The sequence below is a fragment of the Vineibacter terrae genome (assembly GCF_008039615.1).
In the GTDB taxonomy this organism is placed as follows: domain Bacteria; phylum Pseudomonadota; class Alphaproteobacteria; order Reyranellales; family Reyranellaceae; genus Vineibacter; species Vineibacter terrae.
The window spans coordinates 67,398-83,328 of record NZ_VDUZ01000010.1 but is presented as its reverse complement, the minus strand read 5'-3'; the positions used below and the strand labels follow the sequence as shown (position 1 = coordinate 83,328).

General features: G+C 68.0%; 14 protein-coding genes. 2 read left to right on the top strand and 12 right to left on the bottom strand.

The genetic code is table 11. The annotated features are described in order from the left end of the window. Window positions 1-62: 62 nt before the first annotated feature. The 8 genes from rseP to rpsB form a co-directional block, all read right to left on the bottom strand. Entirely contained in the window at window positions 63-1,460 is a 1,398-nt protein-coding gene (gene rseP, locus FHP25_RS11045) for an RIP metalloprotease RseP (RefSeq protein ID WP_147846984.1), read from the bottom strand. Window positions 1,461-1,480: 20 nt separating this feature from the next. Then, on the bottom strand, window positions 1,481-2,701 hold the full coding sequence (locus FHP25_RS11040; RefSeq protein ID WP_231712284.1) for a 1-deoxy-D-xylulose-5-phosphate reductoisomerase: 1,221 nt from the start codon (window positions 2,699-2,701) through the stop codon (window positions 1,481-1,483). After that, the gene (locus tag FHP25_RS11035; RefSeq protein ID WP_147846983.1) at window positions 2,692-3,384 is read right to left on the bottom strand and encodes a phosphatidate cytidylyltransferase; all 693 of its coding nucleotides are present in this window, start codon (window positions 3,382-3,384) and stop codon (window positions 2,692-2,694) included. Before FHP25_RS11035 ends, FHP25_RS11040 begins: the two co-directional genes overlap by 10 nt. Continuing rightward, window positions 3,365-4,111 (bottom strand): isoprenyl transferase, encoded by a 747-nt coding sequence (locus FHP25_RS11030; protein ID WP_147846982.1) that lies wholly within the window; start codon window positions 4,109-4,111, stop codon window positions 3,365-3,367. The genes FHP25_RS11035 and FHP25_RS11030 overlap by 20 nt, the downstream gene beginning before the upstream one ends. A gap of 27 nt (window positions 4,112-4,138) precedes the next feature. Beyond that, the gene (gene frr, locus FHP25_RS11025; protein WP_231712283.1) at window positions 4,139-4,702 is read right to left on the bottom strand and encodes a ribosome recycling factor; all 564 of its coding nucleotides are present in this window, start codon (window positions 4,700-4,702) and stop codon (window positions 4,139-4,141) included. Beyond that, a complete protein-coding gene (pyrH, locus tag FHP25_RS11020) occupies window positions 4,702-5,430 on the bottom strand; it encodes a UMP kinase (protein WP_147846980.1) in 729 nt (242 codons plus the stop codon). Before pyrH ends, frr begins: the two co-directional genes overlap by 1 nt. Before the next feature lie 135 nt (window positions 5,431-5,565). Continuing rightward, a complete protein-coding gene (gene tsf / locus FHP25_RS11015; RefSeq protein WP_147846979.1) occupies window positions 5,566-6,501 on the bottom strand; it encodes a translation elongation factor Ts in 936 nt (311 codons plus the stop codon). Window positions 6,502-6,581: 80 nt separating this feature from the next. Further along, on the bottom strand, window positions 6,582-7,376 hold the full coding sequence (gene rpsB / locus FHP25_RS11010; RefSeq protein ID WP_147846978.1) for a 30S ribosomal protein S2: 795 nt from the start codon (window positions 7,374-7,376) through the stop codon (window positions 6,582-6,584). Window positions 7,377-7,613: 237 nt separating this feature from the next. Here rpsB and FHP25_RS11005 point away from each other — a divergent pair, with 237 nt between their 5' ends. After that, window positions 7,614-8,123, top strand: coding sequence for a hypothetical protein (locus FHP25_RS11005; protein WP_147846977.1), 510 nt, complete (start codon window positions 7,614-7,616; stop codon window positions 8,121-8,123). Here FHP25_RS11005 and FHP25_RS11000 read toward each other — a convergent pair. The 3 genes from FHP25_RS11000 to FHP25_RS10990 all read right to left on the bottom strand — a co-directional run bounded on the left by FHP25_RS11000 (window position 8,074) and on the right by FHP25_RS10990 (window position 14,009). After that, window positions 8,074-9,129, bottom strand: coding sequence for a DUF72 domain-containing protein (locus FHP25_RS11000; RefSeq protein WP_147846976.1), 1,056 nt, complete (start codon window positions 9,127-9,129; stop codon window positions 8,074-8,076). The two genes, FHP25_RS11005 and FHP25_RS11000, sit on opposite strands and share 50 nt — an antisense overlap. Window positions 9,130-9,226: 97 nt before the next feature. After that, window positions 9,227-12,667: a DNA polymerase III subunit alpha gene (gene dnaE / locus FHP25_RS10995; RefSeq protein ID WP_147846975.1), complete on the bottom strand. Its 3,441-nt coding sequence runs from the start codon at window positions 12,665-12,667 to the stop codon at window positions 9,227-9,229. A gap of 409 nt (window positions 12,668-13,076) precedes the next feature. Continuing rightward, window positions 13,077-14,009 carry a LysR family transcriptional regulator gene (locus tag FHP25_RS10990; RefSeq protein WP_178133456.1) on the bottom strand — a complete coding sequence of 311 codons (933 nt, stop codon included), beginning with the start codon at window positions 14,007-14,009 and terminating at the stop codon, window positions 13,077-13,079. A 203-nt stretch (window positions 14,010-14,212) separates the two neighbouring features. Between FHP25_RS10990 and FHP25_RS10985 the strand changes: the two genes are divergently transcribed. Then, window positions 14,213-15,502, top strand: a complete 1,290-nt coding sequence (locus FHP25_RS10985; RefSeq protein ID WP_147846973.1) for an acyl-CoA dehydrogenase family protein — start codon at window positions 14,213-14,215, stop codon at window positions 15,500-15,502. 48 nt (window positions 15,503-15,550) lie between these two features. Here the strand turns inward: FHP25_RS10985 and FHP25_RS10980 are convergent, their stop codons facing one another. Beyond that, window positions 15,551-15,928 carry a type II toxin-antitoxin system VapC family toxin gene (locus FHP25_RS10980; protein ID WP_147846972.1) on the bottom strand — a complete coding sequence of 126 codons (378 nt, stop codon included), beginning with the start codon at window positions 15,926-15,928 and terminating at the stop codon, window positions 15,551-15,553. Window positions 15,929-15,931 lie beyond the last annotated feature (3 nt).

Genomic DNA, 15,931 nt, shown 5'->3' with positions numbered 1-15,931 from the left:
GGCTTCCTGTTTAGCCGACAGCGGACGCTCATTCCACCCTCTATTCGAACTCATACTACTACTCATAGCGGTAGGATGCGCCCAATCAGCAACGAGATATCGTTGAAGGTCGCGAACACCATCAGGCCGCCCATGGCCGCGAGCCCGATCCGGAAGCCGATATCCTGGGCCCGCGCCGACAGCGGCCGGCCCCGGATCCACTCGATGGCATAGAACAGCAGATGGCCGCCATCGAGCATGGGGATCGGCAGGAGATTGAATATGCCCAGCGTCACCGACAGGCCGATCACGAAGTAGAGCACCGCGCTCCAGCCGATCTGCGAGACTTCGCCGGCCGTCTTGGCGATGCGGATCGGGCCGCCGATCTCATTGGCCGGCCGCAGCCCGAGCACGATCTGCCGGATCACCGTGTAGATGGTGCCCGACATGTGCCAGACCTGCGCTGTCGCCTCGACCGTGGCGTCCAGCGGGCCCATCTTGCGCACGACTGAGACCGAGCCGCTGGCAAACCCGAGGCGACCCTCGAAGCGCGGCTTGCCGTCGGCGCCACGCACCTCCTCCGGCGCCGGCGTCGCCGTGACGTCGATCACGGCGCCCCCGCGCTCGACCTTGATGGCGGTGGGCTGATTGGGCCGCTCGCGGATGAATCTTTGGATCTGACCAAAATTGTCGATCGGCGCGCTTTCGATCTCAAGGATCCGATCGCCGGCCTTGAGGCCGGCGCGCTCGGCGGCGCTGCCCGGCACCACCCGGCCGATCACCGGCAGGGCATTGACGTTCGACACGCCCAGGTCACCCAGGCGATGGATGTTGCCGAAGCGGTCCTTGAAGTCGATGGGCGCCGGCGTCACCATCGTTGTCTGGGTCTGGCCATCGCGCGTCAGCGTGACCGGGATGGTGATCCCCGGGTTCAGCTGCACGATCGACAGAATGTCCTCGAAGCTCTCGACCGAGCGGCCGCCGATCGAAACCACGGTGTCGCCGCTGCGCAGGCCGGCCTTGGCCGCCGCGCCCTGCGGCTCGGTCACGACCACGGTCGGCGGCGTGTAGGGCTGGCCATAGGTCATCAGCAGGCCGGCCATCAGCACGATCGCGAAGATCAGGTTCGCGGCCGGACCGGCGACAACGACAGCGGCGCGCACGCCGAGGCTCTGGGTGTGGAAGGCGCGCTTGCGCTGCTCACCGGTCAGGCCATCGTCGCCGCCGACGCTGGCCGGGTTGCTGTCGCCCAGGAACTTGACGTAGCCGCCCAGCGGCAGCGCCGAGATCCGCCAGCGCGTGCCGGTCTTGCGGCTGGTCCAGCCCCACAGCTCCGGCCCGAACCCGATCGAGAACACCTCGGCATGCACGCCGTTGCGCACGCCGATCCAGTAGTGTCCCCACTCATGGACGAACACCAGGACGGTGATGACCAGCAGGGTCAGGATGATGTTGTTGGTGAAGAACCCGATGAAGTCCATGGGACGGTGTTCTCCGTTCTTCAGCCTGCCGTGGCGCGCTGCGCGCACAGCCGCCGGGCCTCAGCCCGGGCCTGCTCGTCGACAGCGCAGATCTCATCGACGCTGGACGGCGCCGCGGCGCCGAAGCGGCCGCCCACCCGTTCGACCACGTCGGTCACGATCCGCATGATGTCCAGGAACGAAATTTGAGATTTAAGGTAAGATTCTACCGCTATCTCATTGGCCGAATTAAGAATAATGGCCTGACTTCCGCCCACTTGGAGAGCCTCTCGCGCGAGTCGCAACGCCGGGAAGCGCGCAGGATCCGGCGCCTCGAATGTGAGCGCCGACAATTTGGCGAAGTCGAGGCGCGCGACCGGCGTCTTCATGCGCCGCGGCCACGCCAGCGCATGGGCGATAGGCACGCGCATGTCCTTGTCGCCGAGCTGCGCCAGCACGGAGCCATCGGTGTACTCGACCATCGAGTGGATGACCGACTGCGGGTGCACCACGATGTTGATGCGCTCGGCCGGCAGGTCGAACAGGTGGTGGGCCTCGATCAGCTCCAGGCCCTTGTTCATCATGGTGGCTGAGTCGACCGAGATCTTGGCGCCCATGTCCCAGTTGGGGTGAGCCACCGCCTGGGCCGGGGTCGCCGTCTCCATCTGCTCCAGGGTCCAGGTGCGGAACGGGCCGCCCGAGGCGGTCAGGATCAGCCGCTCCACGGCGCTGCGGTTGGCTTCGTCCAGGCACTGGAAGATGGCGTTGTGCTCGCTGTCGACCGGCAGGAGCCGGGCACCGCTGCCGCGCACGGCATCCAGCAGCACGGCGCCGGCGCAGACCAGCGCTTCCTTGTTGGCCAGCGCCACGGCGGCGCCGCGCCTTGCCGCCGCCAGGGTCGGCGGCAGGCCGGCGAAGCCGACGATCGCCGCCATCACCCAGTCGGCCGGCCGCTCGCCGGCTTCGCTCAGGCCCGACGCGCCCGCGGCCGCCTCGATGCCGCTGCCGGCCAGCGCCTGCTTGAGGGCGCCGTAGCAGGACTCATCCGCCACGACCGCAAGGCGCGCCTGCAATTGCCGCGCCTGCTGCGCGAGAAGGGCGACATTGCGGTTCGCCGTCAGAGCCTCGACGTCGAAGCGGCCGGGCGCGCGCATGATCAGGTCGACCGTGTTGCGACCGACCGACCCCGTCGATCCCAGGATCGTCACACAGCGGGCCCCCTGGGCGGTCGCCGGTCGTGTCAGCTCCATCGTCAATTCCATGGTGTCGCTCCGCCGCCCAGCAAGCGGACTGCCGCGAGAAACAGCAGCCCAGCGAGCAGGCCATCCACCCGATCCAGAATACCACCATGGCCCGGTATGAGTCGGCCACTGTCCTTGAGGCCGAAATGCCTCTTTGCCGCCGATTCGGCGAGATCGCCCAGCTGGGCGACGATCGCGATCAACGCCCCCCAGAGCGCCAGCCACAACCCGGAGGCGGCGCTCCAGGCCATGAAGGCGACGCTGACCAGGGCGGCCGCAAGCACGCCGCCGGCCAGCCCGGACCAAGTCTTGCTCGGGCTGACGGTCGGCGCCAGCCTGGGCCCGCCCAGGCTGCGGCCTGTGAAGAAGGCGAAGACATCGGTCGCCCAGACGGCCGCCAGCAGCCACAGGAACGTCATCAGGCCGAACTGGGCGTCATGGCGCAGCCACAGTGCGGCGAGGACCGCCAGCGCGATGTAGGCATAGCCGAACAGGAGCCAGCCGGGGCGCCGCCTGCCGCCTGCCATCCGCCGCCACTCGGCCACCATCAGCACAGTCGCCAGCGCCACCAGCAGATCGAACCAGGGAAAATCGTACCAGACGGCAGCGATGGCCAGCGGCGCCATGACCGCCGCCGAGCCCACCCGTACCGCCAGATCACGGAAGCGGCCGGCGCGCGGCGCCTCAGCCGGCGACGGCGCCATAGCGACGTTCCCGCCGCCGGAATTCGGCAATGGCGTGCTCGAGGTCGGCCTTGCTGAAGTCGGGCCAAAGGGCGTTGGTGAAGACGAGCTCGGTGTAGGCCGACTGCCAGAGCAGGAAATTGCTGATGCGCTGCTCGCCGCCGGTGCGGATCAACATATCCAGCTCCGGCAGGTCGCGCGTCAGCAGACAGCCCTCGAGCATGTCCTCGTCGATCGCCGCGGGCGCCAGCTTGCCCTGCGCCACCGCCGTGGCCAGGCGCTGCGCCGCCTGCACGATGTCGGCGCGCCCGCCGTAGTTCAGCGCGATCGAGACATGGATGCGGGCGTTGGCCCGCGTGCGCTCCTCGGCGGTCTTGATCATGTCGACGATGTCCGCCGCCAGCCCGTCACGGTCGCCGACGACGCGCAGCCGCGCCCCCTCCTTGGCCAGGGTCTCGAGCTCGGCGCGCAGGTACTGCCGCAGCAACCCCATCAGGAAGTTGACCTCATCGAGCGGCCGCTTCCAGTTCTCGGTCGAGAAGCCGAACAGCGTAAGGTACTCGATGCCAAGCTCGCCGGCGGCGCGCACGGTGGCGCGCACGGTCTCGACGCCGCGCCGATGGCCCGCCGTACGCGGCATGCCCCGCGCCTTGGCCCAGCGCCCGTTGCCGTCCATGATGATGGCGACATGGCGCGGCCCCTCCGGCATCCCGGCGGGCATGGGAATGGGCGCGGCGAGCGTCGACATTGCCGGCAGGCGGACGGAAGAGGCGCCTCAGACCGTCATGATCTCCTTTTCCTTGGAGGCCAGCGTCTCGTCCGCGATCTTGACGAACCGGTCGGTCATCTTCTGGACCTCCTCGTGCAGACGGCGATGCTCGTCCTGGGAGATGGACTTGTCCTTCTCCGCCTTCTTCAGGTCTTCCATGCCGTCGCGGCGGACGTTGCGCACCGCCACCCGCGCCTGCTCGGCGTATTTGTGGGCGACTTTGGTCAGCTCCTTGCGCCGCTCCTCGTTCAGCTCGGGGATCGGCACCCGCACCAGCGTGCCGTCGGCCGAGGGGTTGAGGCCCAGGCCGGCTTCGCGGATCGCCTTCTGCACCGCGACGACCAGCCCCTTGTCCCAGACCTGGACCGACAGCAGCCGCGGCTCGGGCGCGCTGGCGGTGCCGCACTGGTTGAGCGGCAGACGCTGGCCGTAGGCCTCGACCACCACCGGATCGAGCAGGCTCACCGAGGCGCGCCCCGTGCGCAAGCCGGCAAATTCCTTCTTGAGCGCATCGATCGCGCCCTGCATGCGCTTCTCAAATTCCTTGAGGTCGGCAGCGGCCATGACCATCACTCCTTGTCATCACTGATGATGGTGAATGTACCTTCGCCACGCATGACCTCGGCCAGGCTACCGGCGCGATGCAGGTCGAACACGACGATCGGGATACGGTTCTCACGCGCCAGCGAGATGGCCGACGCGTCCATCACCTGCAGGTCACGGGAAAGGACATCCATGTAGGTCAGCCGGTCGTAGCGCTCGGCGTCCGGATGCTTGAGGGGGTCGGCGGAATAGACGCCATCGACCTGGGTGGCCTTCATCATGGCCCCCACGCCCATCTCGGCCGCGCGCAGGGCGGCGGCGGTGTCGGTGGTGAAGAACGGGTTGCCGGTGCCGGCGGCGAAGATCACGATGCGGCCCTTCTCCATATGACGCACCGCGCGGCGGCGGATATAGGGCTCGCAGACGGTGGTCATCGGGATGGCCGAGAGGACGCGGGTGTGCAGGCCGGTCTTCTCCAGCGCGCTCTGCAGGGCGAGCGAATTGATCACCGTGGCCAGCATGCCCATGTAGTCGGCGCTGGCCCGCTCCATGCCGCTGGCTGCTCCGGCCACGCCCCGGAAGATGTTGCCGCCGCCGATCACGATGCACACCTCGACGCCCATGGCGTGCACGGTGCTGATCTCGCGCGCGATCGCGCCCAGCATCTTGGGATCCAGGCCATACTCGCGCTCGCCCATTAGCCCTTCGCCGGACAGCTTGATCAGCACACGGCGATAGGTAGGTGCAGCGGACATGCCTGAACTCTTTGTCTTGTTGCCGACGGACCAGGGGCAACGGCGGATATTACACCAGCCGTCCCCCCACGCACGGTATTTTGTGCTCCACCGCATCAACCTTGCCAGATGCGGTGGAGACCTTGTTGTGACCGCCTAGGCCTTGGGCAGGCCGGCCTGGGCCGCGACCTCGGCGGCGAAATCATCCTGCTTCTTCTCGATGCCCTCGCCCAACGCGAAGCGGGCGAAGCCGACGAGCTTGACCGGCGCCCCGGCATCCTTGCCTGCCGCCTCGATCGCCTTGGCGACCTTGCTTTCGCCGTCGATCACATAGGTCTGCTCCAGCAGGACGACGTCCTGGTAGAACTTGCGCAGCCGGCCCTCGACCATCTTGGCGGCGATCTCCGGCGTCTTGGCGGTCTGGCCGGCCACATCCAGCTGCACCTTGCGCTCGCGCTCGACGGCCGCCGGGTCGAGGTCGGCGGTCGAGATCGACTGCGGGTTGGCCGCGGCGATGTGCATGGCGAGCTGCTTGCCGAACGCCGCCAGCTTGGCCTTGTCGCCGGCCGATTCGAGCGCCACCAGCACGCCGATCTTGCCCAGCGACGGGCTCACGGCCGAGTGCACGTAGCTGGCCACCACGCCCCGCGACACCGCCAGGCGGCGAGCGCGACGCAGCGACATGTTCTCGCCGATGGTGGCGATCAGGTGGGTGAGCTCGCCATGCACGTCACGGCCGGTGCCGGGATAGGCAGCCGTGGCGACCTTGGCGATGTCGCCGTCGTTGGCCAGCGCCTGCTGCGCGGCCGTCTGCACGAACGCCTGGAACAGGTCGTTGCGGGCCACGAAGTCGGTCTCGGAATTGACCTCGACCAGGGCGCCCGCCGTGCCGTCGGCGACCACGCCGACCAGGCCCTCGGCCGCGACGCGGCCGGCCTTCTTGGCCGCCGCCGACAAGCCCTTCTTGCGCAGCCAGTCGATCGCCGCCTCGAGGTCGCCCCCGGTCTCGTTCAACGCCTTCTTGCAGTCCATCATGCCGGCGCCGGTCTTCTCGCGAAGCTCCTTCACCAGGGCGGCGGTAATCTCGGCCATTGTCGGGTCTCCATGTCTTGCAATGCGAGACGGCCGGTCATGCGACCGGCCGCCCCGAATACGTCATGTGCAGGGGCGGCTCAGGCAGCCGGGGCCGGGCTTTCCTCGGGCGCCAACTCGGTCACGTCCGGCAGCTCCTCCGGCAGCGGCTCGGCGACCTCGCCGATATCACCGCCCGACGCCTTGATCTCCTCGCGGATGCCGTCGAGCACGGCGCCCGACAGCAGCTCGCAATACAGCGAGATGGCGCGGATGGCGTCGTCGTTGCCCGGCACCGGATAGGTGATGCCGTCCGGATCGGAGTTGCTGTCCAGGATGGCCACGATCGGGATGCCGCGCTTGCGCGCCTCCTGCACCGCGATCGCCTCCTTGTTGGTGTCGATCACGATCAGGATGTCAGGCAGGCCGCCCATCTCCTTGATGCCGCCCAGCGAGCGCTCGAGCTTGTCGCGCTCGCGCGACAGGTCCAGCGTCTCCTTCTTGGTCAGGCCGACCACGTCACCGGCCAGCTTGTCGTCGAGCTCGCGCAGCCGCTTGATCGAGGCCGAGATGGTCTGCCAGTTGGTCATCATGCCGCCGAGCCAGCGGTGGTTGACGAAGTACTGGCCGCAGCGCCGCGCCCCCTCGGCGACGCGCTCGGCCGCTGCCGGCTTGGTGCCGACGAAGAGCACGCGCCCGCCCGCGGCCACCGTGTCGCGCACGACCCGCATCGCCTGCTCCAGCAGGGGCACGGTCTGCGTCAGATCGATGATGTGCACCCCGTTGCGCACCCCGAACAGGTACGGCTTCATCTTGGGGTTCCAGCGGCGGGTGTGGTGGCCGAAATGCACGCCAGCTTCCAGCAGCTGACGCATCGTGAACGATGGAATCGTCATCTAACCTTCTCCGGTTGAGCCTCCGCGGGGGTCGTCCTTGCGGACACCGGAGCGAACGGCGGGATTTCTCCCCGCCGACCGCAGCCCCGCGTGCGAGATGGCGCGCGTGATACAGGGCCGCCGCCAGCTTTGCAAGAGGTCGCGACAGCGGGCGCTGAATGATCTCGCCATTCCTTGACGGCACTCATAAAAAGTGACTATTCAGTTATAAATTTTTCTTTGAGGTTGGGAACTGTCATGGCCGCGTTCAGGGTTGGCGACATCATCGACATGAGGGGCTATTTCCTGCAGCTGCATTTCATCCGCGGGCAGTCGCCGGCCGAGCTGGAGCGGCGGATCGGCTTCCGGCCCGGCCGATTGTCGCAGGGCTGGTACCTCTTCTTCATGACCCGCCTGCCCAGGCCCGACGACTACGCGATGCATGGCTACACCCATTTCTCGGGTGGCATGGTGCAGGGTCACCTCAAGCACACCACCCCGCCGCCGGTGCAGGAGCAGCTGCTGATCAAGGACCAAGGCTGGAGCGCCGCCGACGTGCGACGCTTCAAAGAGCGCCAGATCGCCACCCAGTTCTCGATCAGCGGCCACCAGCGCCTGGCCAAGGTGATTCCGGTCATCGACCACTCCGCCATCGAGACGTACCCGCCGGGCTCGGGCATCCCGCAGTGGAAGGGCCTCAACCCGCTGCCGTTCAAGGTCAAGGCGGCGCTGGGGCCGGGTCAGCCCTATCTGGGCGACTTTCTCTGATCGCCAGAAGCGCCTGGAAAAGCCGCAGCAGGGTCAGCGGCGCGCTGCCTTCGGCCTTGTTGTTGGCGATGATCCAGATCGCCTGGCCCGGCGCCAGGACGTCGTCGGCCAGCAGCGCGAGCGCGTGGCGCGTGTCGGGATCCTCGTCGACCAGGCGGTCGAAGGGAGCGTAGCGGCTCCTGGCCTGCTCGTAGCGGAAGCCGGGCCTCAGGTTCCAGCGCACGATCACCGGACCGGCCGGCGCATAGGGACCGTCGGGGCAGCCATCGAGCACGCGCAGGGCGTTCACCTGCCGCGCCGCCGGCGGCATGCGGTCGTGCAGCCCGACGACGTAGCGGGCCCCGACATCGCGCAGCGTGCGCATCAGCCGCGGCGTCAGCAGCTCGGGATTGCGCAGCTCCACGGCATAGATCGGCCGGCGGCCGCCGACATCGCGCGGCAGCGCCTCGAGGAAGAGGCCCAGGCGCTCCACCCAGGCGGCGGCATCGCGCAGGATGTCGCGCGGCGCCGGCGGCAGCTGGAACACCAGGGGACCCGCCTTGTCGCGCAGCCCTTCCATCGCCGGCACCACGAAGCGGTCGGTGGCGATGGCGCTGTCGAGATAGCAGGCGTTGGGCGCCCGCCCCTGCCCCGTCTCGGTGCGAATGACGGCGTCGGTCACCAGCTGCGGCGCCTTGACCAGGAAGCGGAAGCCGTCGCGGACCTGCGCGGCATAGGCCGCGAAGGCGGCGGCATCGATCGGCTCGTAGTAGGTGCGGTCGATGCCGACGCTGCGCAACAGGCCGACCCCGGCATAGGCGGCGAGCCCGCTGCGCGCCAGGGTCTCGGTCGCGTACGCGCCGTCCCACACCAGGTCCTTCCAGCCCGGGAACGACCACGACGACGTGCCGAGATAGAGCCCGGCGGGCGGCTGCAGGCGCAGCGGCGAATCGGGCGCCGGCGCCGGCAACGCCCCCGCCCGCCGCGCCGGCGCCGGCGGCTCGAACATGAAGAGCTGGTCGGTCACGGGGCTGGTTTTTCGGACCGCGCGCGTCCGCGCGCGCACCGGCGCGGCAGCGCCGGATCATGAGCGCGCGTGGACGCGCGCGGTCCGAAAAAAGCCATCACACCTCCTCGACCTGGGTGACGCCTTCGATGCGGGCCAGGCTTTCGCGCATGCCGGGCGCGACGGCATAGCCGCCCGGCAGCGCCACCTCGGCCTCGTCGTCGCCATCGACCGGCATCAGCAGGCTGATGCGGCCGCGCCCCTTGGACTGGCCGATGATCTCCTTCAGGCGGCTCAGCGCCGTCGGGTCGTTGAGCGTGATGCGCAGGCCGGCCGCGGCATGCTGCACGGCATCGTCGAGCTTCTCGACGGTCTGGGTCGTGAGCTTGACCTGCTCGCCGTCCAGCCGGCCGTCGGCCGACACCAGGATCGCCATGCCCGGCTGCAGCAGATCGCGCTTGGCGCCCAGCACCTCGCTGAAGACGGTGAGCTCGAAATTGCCCGATGCGTCGGACACCGAGACGAAGGCGAAGCGGTTGCCCTTGGCCGAGGTGCGCTCGGCCTTGTCGATCACCGTGCCCGCCAGCTTCACGCGCCCGCCGCCATGCTGCAGCCGGGCCGGCAGGTCGGCGGCGCGCACCACGCCCAGGCGCTCCAGGCTGCGGGCATAGGCGGCCAGCGGGTGCGACGAGAAGTAGAAGCCGATCGCGGCCATCTCGTGATCCAGGCGCTCCATGGCCGACCAGTCGCTGACCTTGGGCAGCGGCGGGCGCCGCGCGGCGGTATCGTCGCCGAACAGCGCCACCTGGTCGCTGCGGCGGCTTTCATGCGTGGCGTTGGAGTGCTTGATCAGGCTTTCGATCGCCTGGAAGGTCTGGGCGCGGTTGTTGTTCAGCGAATCGAAGGCGCCGGCGCGCACCAGGTTCTCGAGCTGCCGCTTGTTGAGCACGCGGTTGTCCAGGCGCTCGGCGAAATCCCACAGGGTCTTGAACGGCCCTCTGGCGCGCCGCTCCTGCACCAGTGTCTCCATCGCCTCGCGGCCGATGCCCTTGATGGCGCCCAGCGCATAGCGCACGGCCTTCTTGCCGTCATCCGTCGTCTCGACCGAGAACTCGGCGCCCGAGGCGTTCACGTCGGGCGCCAGCATGGCGACCTTCTGGCGGTCGAGCTCGCGGCGGAACAGCGACAGCTTGTCGGTGTTGCCCATATCGAGCGTCATCGAGGCGGCGATGAACTCGACGGCGTAGTTCGCCTTCAGATAGGCCGTGTGATACGAGACCAGCGCGTAGGCGGCCGCGTGCGATTTGTTGAAGCCGTAGCCTGCGAACTTGTCGACCTGGTCGAAGATCGAGGAAGCCTGGGCCGCAGCCACGCCGTTCTTCTGCGCGCCTTCGATGAAGATGGCGCGCTGGGCGTCCATCTCCGCCTTGATCTTCTTGCCCATCGCGCGGCGCAGGAGGTCGGCGCCGCCCAGCGAGTAGCCGGCCAGCACCTGCGCGATCTGCATCACCTGCTCCTGGTAGATGATGATGCCGTAGGTCTCCTTGAGGATGCCCTCCAGCATCGGATGCAGATGGTCGATCGGCTCCTCCTTCTGCTTGCGCTTGATGTAGCTGGGAATGTTCTCCATCGGACCCGGGCGATAGAGCGCCACGACGGCGATGATGTCCTCGAAGCGGTCGGGCCGCAGCTTGCGCAGCACGTCACGCATGCCGCTGCCTTCGAGCTGGAACACGCCCGACACGTCGCCGCGCGCCAGCATGCGGTAGGTCGGCGTATCCTCCAGCGGCAGCGATGCCAGATTGATCCTGTCGCGCCCGATCAGCTCGACGGCCTTCTCCAGCACCGTCAGCGTCTTCAGCCCCAGGAAGTCGAACTTCACCAGCCCCGCCGTCTCGACCCACTTCATGTTGAACATGGTGGCGGGCAGCTGGCTCTGGTCGTCGCTGTCGCGGAACAGCGGCACCAGCTGATCGAGCGGCCTGTCGCCGATCACCACGCCGGCGGCGTGGGTCGAGGCGTTGCGGTAGAGGCCCTCCAGGCGCAGCGCCAGATCGATCAGCCGCTTGATCTCGGGATCCTGGTACTGCTCCTTCAGCAGCGGCTCGCTCTCCAGCGCCTGCGCCAGGGTCACCGGCTTGGCCGGGTTGTTGGGCACCAGCTTGCAGATGCGATCGACCTGGCCGTAGGGCATGCCCAGCACGCGGCCGACGTCGCGCAGCACGGCGCGCGCCTGCAGCTTGCCGAAGGTGATGATCGAGGCGACGCGGTCGGCGCCGTACTCGTCGCGCACGTACTTGATGACCCGGCCGCGCTTGTCCTGGCAGAAGTCGATATCGAAGTCCGGCATCGACACGCGCTCGGGATTGAGGAAGCGCTCGAACAGCAGGCCCCAGCGCAGCGGGTCGAGGTCGGTGATCTTCAGCGCCCAGGCGACCAGCGAGCCGGCGCCCGAGCCGCGGCCCGGGCCGATCGGCACGTCGTGATCCTTCCCCCAGGCGATGAAGTCGGCGACGATCAGGAAGTAGCCGGAGAAGCCCATGCGGTCGATCATCGCGACCTCGTAGGCCAGCCGCTTCTCGTATTCGGAGAAGGCGATGCCCTCGGCCAGCCGGCCGGCATCGCGCAGGGCCACGAGGCCTGTCTCGGCCATCTCGCGCAACGCCTCGCCTTCGGAACGCTCGCCCAGCTTGGGATAGCGCGGCAGGATCGGCTTGCGCGGCTCGGGCATGTAGGCGCAGCGCCGCGCCACCACCAGCGTGTTGTCGCAGGCCTCCGGCAGATCGGCGAACAGGGTGCGCATCGCATCGGCCGGCTTCAGCCAGTGCTCCGGCGTCAGCCGGCGGCGGTTGGGATCATCATGCAGCGTGCCCTGCGCGATGCACATCAGCACGTCGTGCGCCTCGAACATGTCGGCGGCCGCGAAATGCGCATCGTTGGTCGCCACCAGCGGCAGGCTGTGGCTGTAGGCGAGATCGATCAGCATCGGCTCGACGCGCCGCTCGACAGCCTCGCCGTGACGCTGCAGCTCGATGTAGAGACGATCGGGAAACAAGTCCTTGAGCCGGTCCAGCAGGTGGCCGGCGGCCACCTCCTGGCGGTCGGCGAGCAGGCGGCCGAGCGCGCCGGCAGCGCCGCCGGTCAAGGCGATCAGCCCGTCGGTATGGCCCTCCAGCTCGCCGAGCGGGATGGCCGACAGCGTGCCGGTCTTGAAGCGCAGATGGGCGGCGCTCACGAGGTGCAGCAGGTTGAGGTAGCCCTGCTCATTCTGGGCCAGCAGCGCCAGCCAGTCGGCCTGCGGCGCCTTGATCGCGCCGGCGATGCCGCCCTCCTCCTCGCGCCTGATCGCCAGGTCGCAGCCGATGATCGGCTGCACGCCGGCGCCGGCGGCGTACTGCCCGAACTCGAGCGCCCCGAACAGGTTGTCGCGGTCGGTGACGGCCACCGCCGGCATCATCATCGACTTGGTCAATGACGCCAGCTTGTCGAGCTTGATCGCGCCCTCGGCCAGGGAATAGGCCGAACGCACGCGCAGATGGACGAAAGGAGCGAAGGACATCGGACCGAGGGGTGAAATGGTTGTTGGACGCTATCTTCGGCCAGGTCGGGTGTGGAAAACCAGGATTCGTCCCGCATCGGGTTTCCGGCCGGCCGGAAACAGGGGACATCCGCGCGAACCGTCTGCGCCAATTGCGCTGATAGCGCCGTTCCGAATTCGTTTGGAGCTGCAAGCGCTTGCATTCGCCGCGAAGCCCACTGCGGCGATTGCGCAGATGGCGCTATTTCCAGTCCAGCCGAGCGAACGGCCAACGAGGCTTCGCATTTTGGTGCCCCTCGATGGAAAGGTGACGGCCCGGTCGCGGCCACTGGCGGCGTGCCGGCCGGGACGATGGACCGGAAAGCGCGCATCAGACATCCTACTAAATTCTCAGCGGAAGAACAAGAAGATTACACCGATGTTCGATGCCCTACACCGCCGACTCCACCGCCATCGCCCAGAAGGCCGTCGCTGCCGGACGCTCCTCGCCCTTGGCGCGCAATAAAGTCAGGCCGGTGGCCGCCTCCAGTCCCTCGACGGGCCGGCTCACCACCGGCGCCAATCCCTTCAGGTGCGAGCGGCCGAACCAGCCCAGGCTCATCGCCGGCGTGCGCGTCACGGCGCCGTAGCGCTCGACCGCCAGGGCGTTGCGCTCGGGCGCCCGCACGATGTTGGCGCCGGTATCGTGCAAGAACCGGCCGATCGCATCGGTCAGCGCAATGCCGTGGGTGCGATCGAAGGTCACGACCGGCAAGCCGTCCAGCACCGACCGCGGCAGCACCGCCAGCCGGCTGGCCGGATGCTCGCGCGGCACCAGGATCTCGACCCGCCGCTGGCCCAGGATCTGCCGCTCGAGATCCGCCGCCACGGCACCACCGGCATCGAGCGGCGAATAGGTCGGCGCCGGCCCCAGCATGGGCTCGATCAGCAGCGCAAGGTCGATCTCGCGCCGCGCGACCGCCGCGAGGTGCCGGCCGTTGGTGTCATTGGTGATGCGCAGCGGGATATCCGGCCGCCGCATCAGGAAGCGCTCCAGCAGCGCCACGCGCTCGGGCACCAGCACCGTCTCGATCGCGGCGCCGATGGTGAGCTGGTTGGTGCGGATCGCCCGCGCGGCCAGCGCAGCCCCTTCGGTCTCCGCCACCATGCGCCGCGCGTTGCCGAGGAACAGGCGACCCTGCGCCGTCAGCTCGACGCTGCGGCTGGTGCGCTGGAAAAGCGCGAAGCCGAGACGGCGTTCGAATTCGCGTATCTGCGCCGACAGCGCCGGCTGCGAGACGTTGAGCCGCGCCGCAGCCCGGCCGAAGGAGCGTTCCTCGGCGACGGCGACGAAAGCGCGGTAGGGCTTGGCGTCGAGGTCCATGGCGTGACCGGCAGATGCGATCCATAAGGTTTTTGGATCAATCCGCAAAGGAAAAAGTATTGGAGCGGCACGCAGCGATGGCGCCAGTGTGCGCCCGGATGTGAAGGCCGGCCGGGCCGCGCCGCTGCAGCGCGCTTCCGTCGGGCGATCCATGAGCGTCGCTGGAGCGACGCGGCCCGACCCCCTGCCCCCTGGAGGACGCCATGTGGAGCTTCGAGACCGATCCCGACTACCAGAAGAAGCTGGATTGGGTGATGCGCTTCGTGAAGGACGAGGTCGAGCCGCTCGACTACCTCGGCGTCCAGTCCTACGACGTGAAGAACGAGAAGCGCAACAAGGCGGTCAAGCCGCTGCAGGCCGAAGTGCGGCGGCAGGGCTTGTGGGCCTGCCACCTGGGACCTGACCTCGGCGGCCAGGGATACGGCCAGGTCAAGCTGGGGCTGCTCAACGAGATTCTGGGCCGCTCGCATTTCGGGCCGATCGTCTTCGGCTGCCAGGCGCCCGACAGCGGCAACGCCGAGATCCTCGCCCATTACGGCACGCCGGCGCAGAAGAAGAAGTATCTGCAGCCGCTGCTCGATAACGAGATCGTCTCCTGCTTCTCGATGACCGAGCCGCAGGGCGGCGCCGACCCGAAGGTCTTCACCTGCCGCGCCGAGCTCGACGGCGACGAATGGGTGATCAACGGCGAGAAATGGTTCTCCTCGCACGCCCATCTCGCCAGCTTCCTGATCGTCATGGCGGTGACCGATCCGCAGGCCCCGCCCTATCGCCGCCTGTCGCAATTCATCGTGCCGGCCGAGACCCCCGGTATCGAGATGATCCGCAACATGCCGGTCGGCTACCATTCCAAGCCCGGCCACGCCTACCTGCGCTACAACAACGTGCGCATCCCGAAGGACCACATGCTGGGCAACCGCGGCGACGGCTTCGTCGTGGCGCAGACCCGGCTGGGCGGCGGCCGCATCCACCATGCGATGCGCACGATCGGCCAGGTGAAGAAGTCGTTCGACATGATGTGCGAGCGGGTGCTGTCACGCGAGACGCAGGGCTCGCTGCTGGCCGACAAGCAGATGGTGCAGGAGAAGATCGCCGACAGCTGGATGGAGATCGAGCAGTTCCGCCTCCTGGTGCTGCAGACCGCCTGGAAGATCGACAAGCACAAGGACTACATGAAGGTCCGCAAGGACATCTCGGCCGTGAAGGCGCTGATGCCCAAGATCTTCCACGACGTCGCGGCGCGGGCGCTGCACCTGCACGGCTCGCTGGGCGTGACGCCCGACATGCCTTTCGCCGAGCAGGTGATCGAGAGCTTCCACATGGGCCTCGCCGACGGGCCTACCGAGGTGCACAAGGTGACCGTGGCGCGCCAGGTGCTGCGTGACTATCACGGCACCAACCAGCTCTTCCCGACGCAGTACATCCCGCATCTGCGCGACGCGGCCATCGCCAAGCTGGGCGACCTGATCGAGCGCGAGGTCTCGGCGGCATAGCGATCTCCCGCTCCTGCAGAGGCTCGACAGGAGCGGAAAGCCGCGTCGTCAAGGGAGCAGTATCGGCACGCCGTACAGTGGCATGTTGGCGTCGCGCGTGATCAGCGTCAGCTCCTCTATGGCCGCCTGCGCGATCAGCATGCGATCGAATGGGTCCTTGTGATGCATCGGCAGGCCGGCCGCCGCGAGCGCGTGCTCTTCAGTAATGCCAAGAATCTGGATTCCCGACTCGCGTATTGCCAGCACGAAGTTCGCCGGCAAAGTTAGCTTGCCAGTCCGTGCCTTGATAGCGGCCTCCCACACGGAAGCGATGCTGACGAGAACATCGTTCTGAGGCTCGGCTATCGCCTCCCGTGCCTGCGGGCGCAGCACCTCGGGACTGTCCAGCAGCCAAATGAGGCTATGTGTATCGAGCAGCAGCCTCACTGC

Bases quoted from the DNA above. Each gene is read 5' to 3' on its own strand.
- rseP (WP_147846984.1), bottom strand. From the start codon at position 1,460: ATGGACTTCATCGGGTTCTTCACCAACAACATCATCCTGACCCTGCTG.
- FHP25_RS11040 (WP_231712284.1), bottom strand. From the start codon at position 2,701: ATGGAATTGACGATGGAGCTGACACGACCGGCGACCGCCCAGGGGGCC.
- FHP25_RS11035 (WP_147846983.1), bottom strand. From the start codon at position 3,384: ATGGCGCCGTCGCCGGCTGAGGCGCCGCGCGCCGGCCGCTTCCGTGAT.
- FHP25_RS11030 (WP_147846982.1), bottom strand. From the start codon at position 4,111: ATGTCGACGCTCGCCGCGCCCATTCCCATGCCCGCCGGGATGCCGGAG.
- frr (WP_231712283.1), bottom strand. From the start codon at position 4,702: ATGGTCATGGCCGCTGCCGACCTCAAGGAATTTGAGAAGCGCATGCAG.
- pyrH (WP_147846980.1), bottom strand. From the start codon at position 5,430: ATGTCCGCTGCACCTACCTATCGCCGTGTGCTGATCAAGCTGTCCGGC.
- tsf (WP_147846979.1), bottom strand. From the start codon at position 6,501: ATGGCCGAGATTACCGCCGCCCTGGTGAAGGAGCTTCGCGAGAAGACC.
- rpsB (WP_147846978.1), bottom strand. From the start codon at position 7,376: ATGACGATTCCATCGTTCACGATGCGTCAGCTGCTGGAAGCTGGCGTG.
- FHP25_RS11005 (WP_147846977.1), top strand. From the start codon at position 7,614: ATGGCCGCGTTCAGGGTTGGCGACATCATCGACATGAGGGGCTATTTC.
- dnaE (WP_147846975.1), bottom strand. From the start codon at position 12,667: ATGTCCTTCGCTCCTTTCGTCCATCTGCGCGTGCGTTCGGCCTATTCC.
- FHP25_RS10990 (WP_178133456.1), bottom strand. From the start codon at position 14,009: ATGGACCTCGACGCCAAGCCCTACCGCGCTTTCGTCGCCGTCGCCGAG.
- FHP25_RS10985 (WP_147846973.1), top strand. From the start codon at position 14,213: ATGTGGAGCTTCGAGACCGATCCCGACTACCAGAAGAAGCTGGATTGG.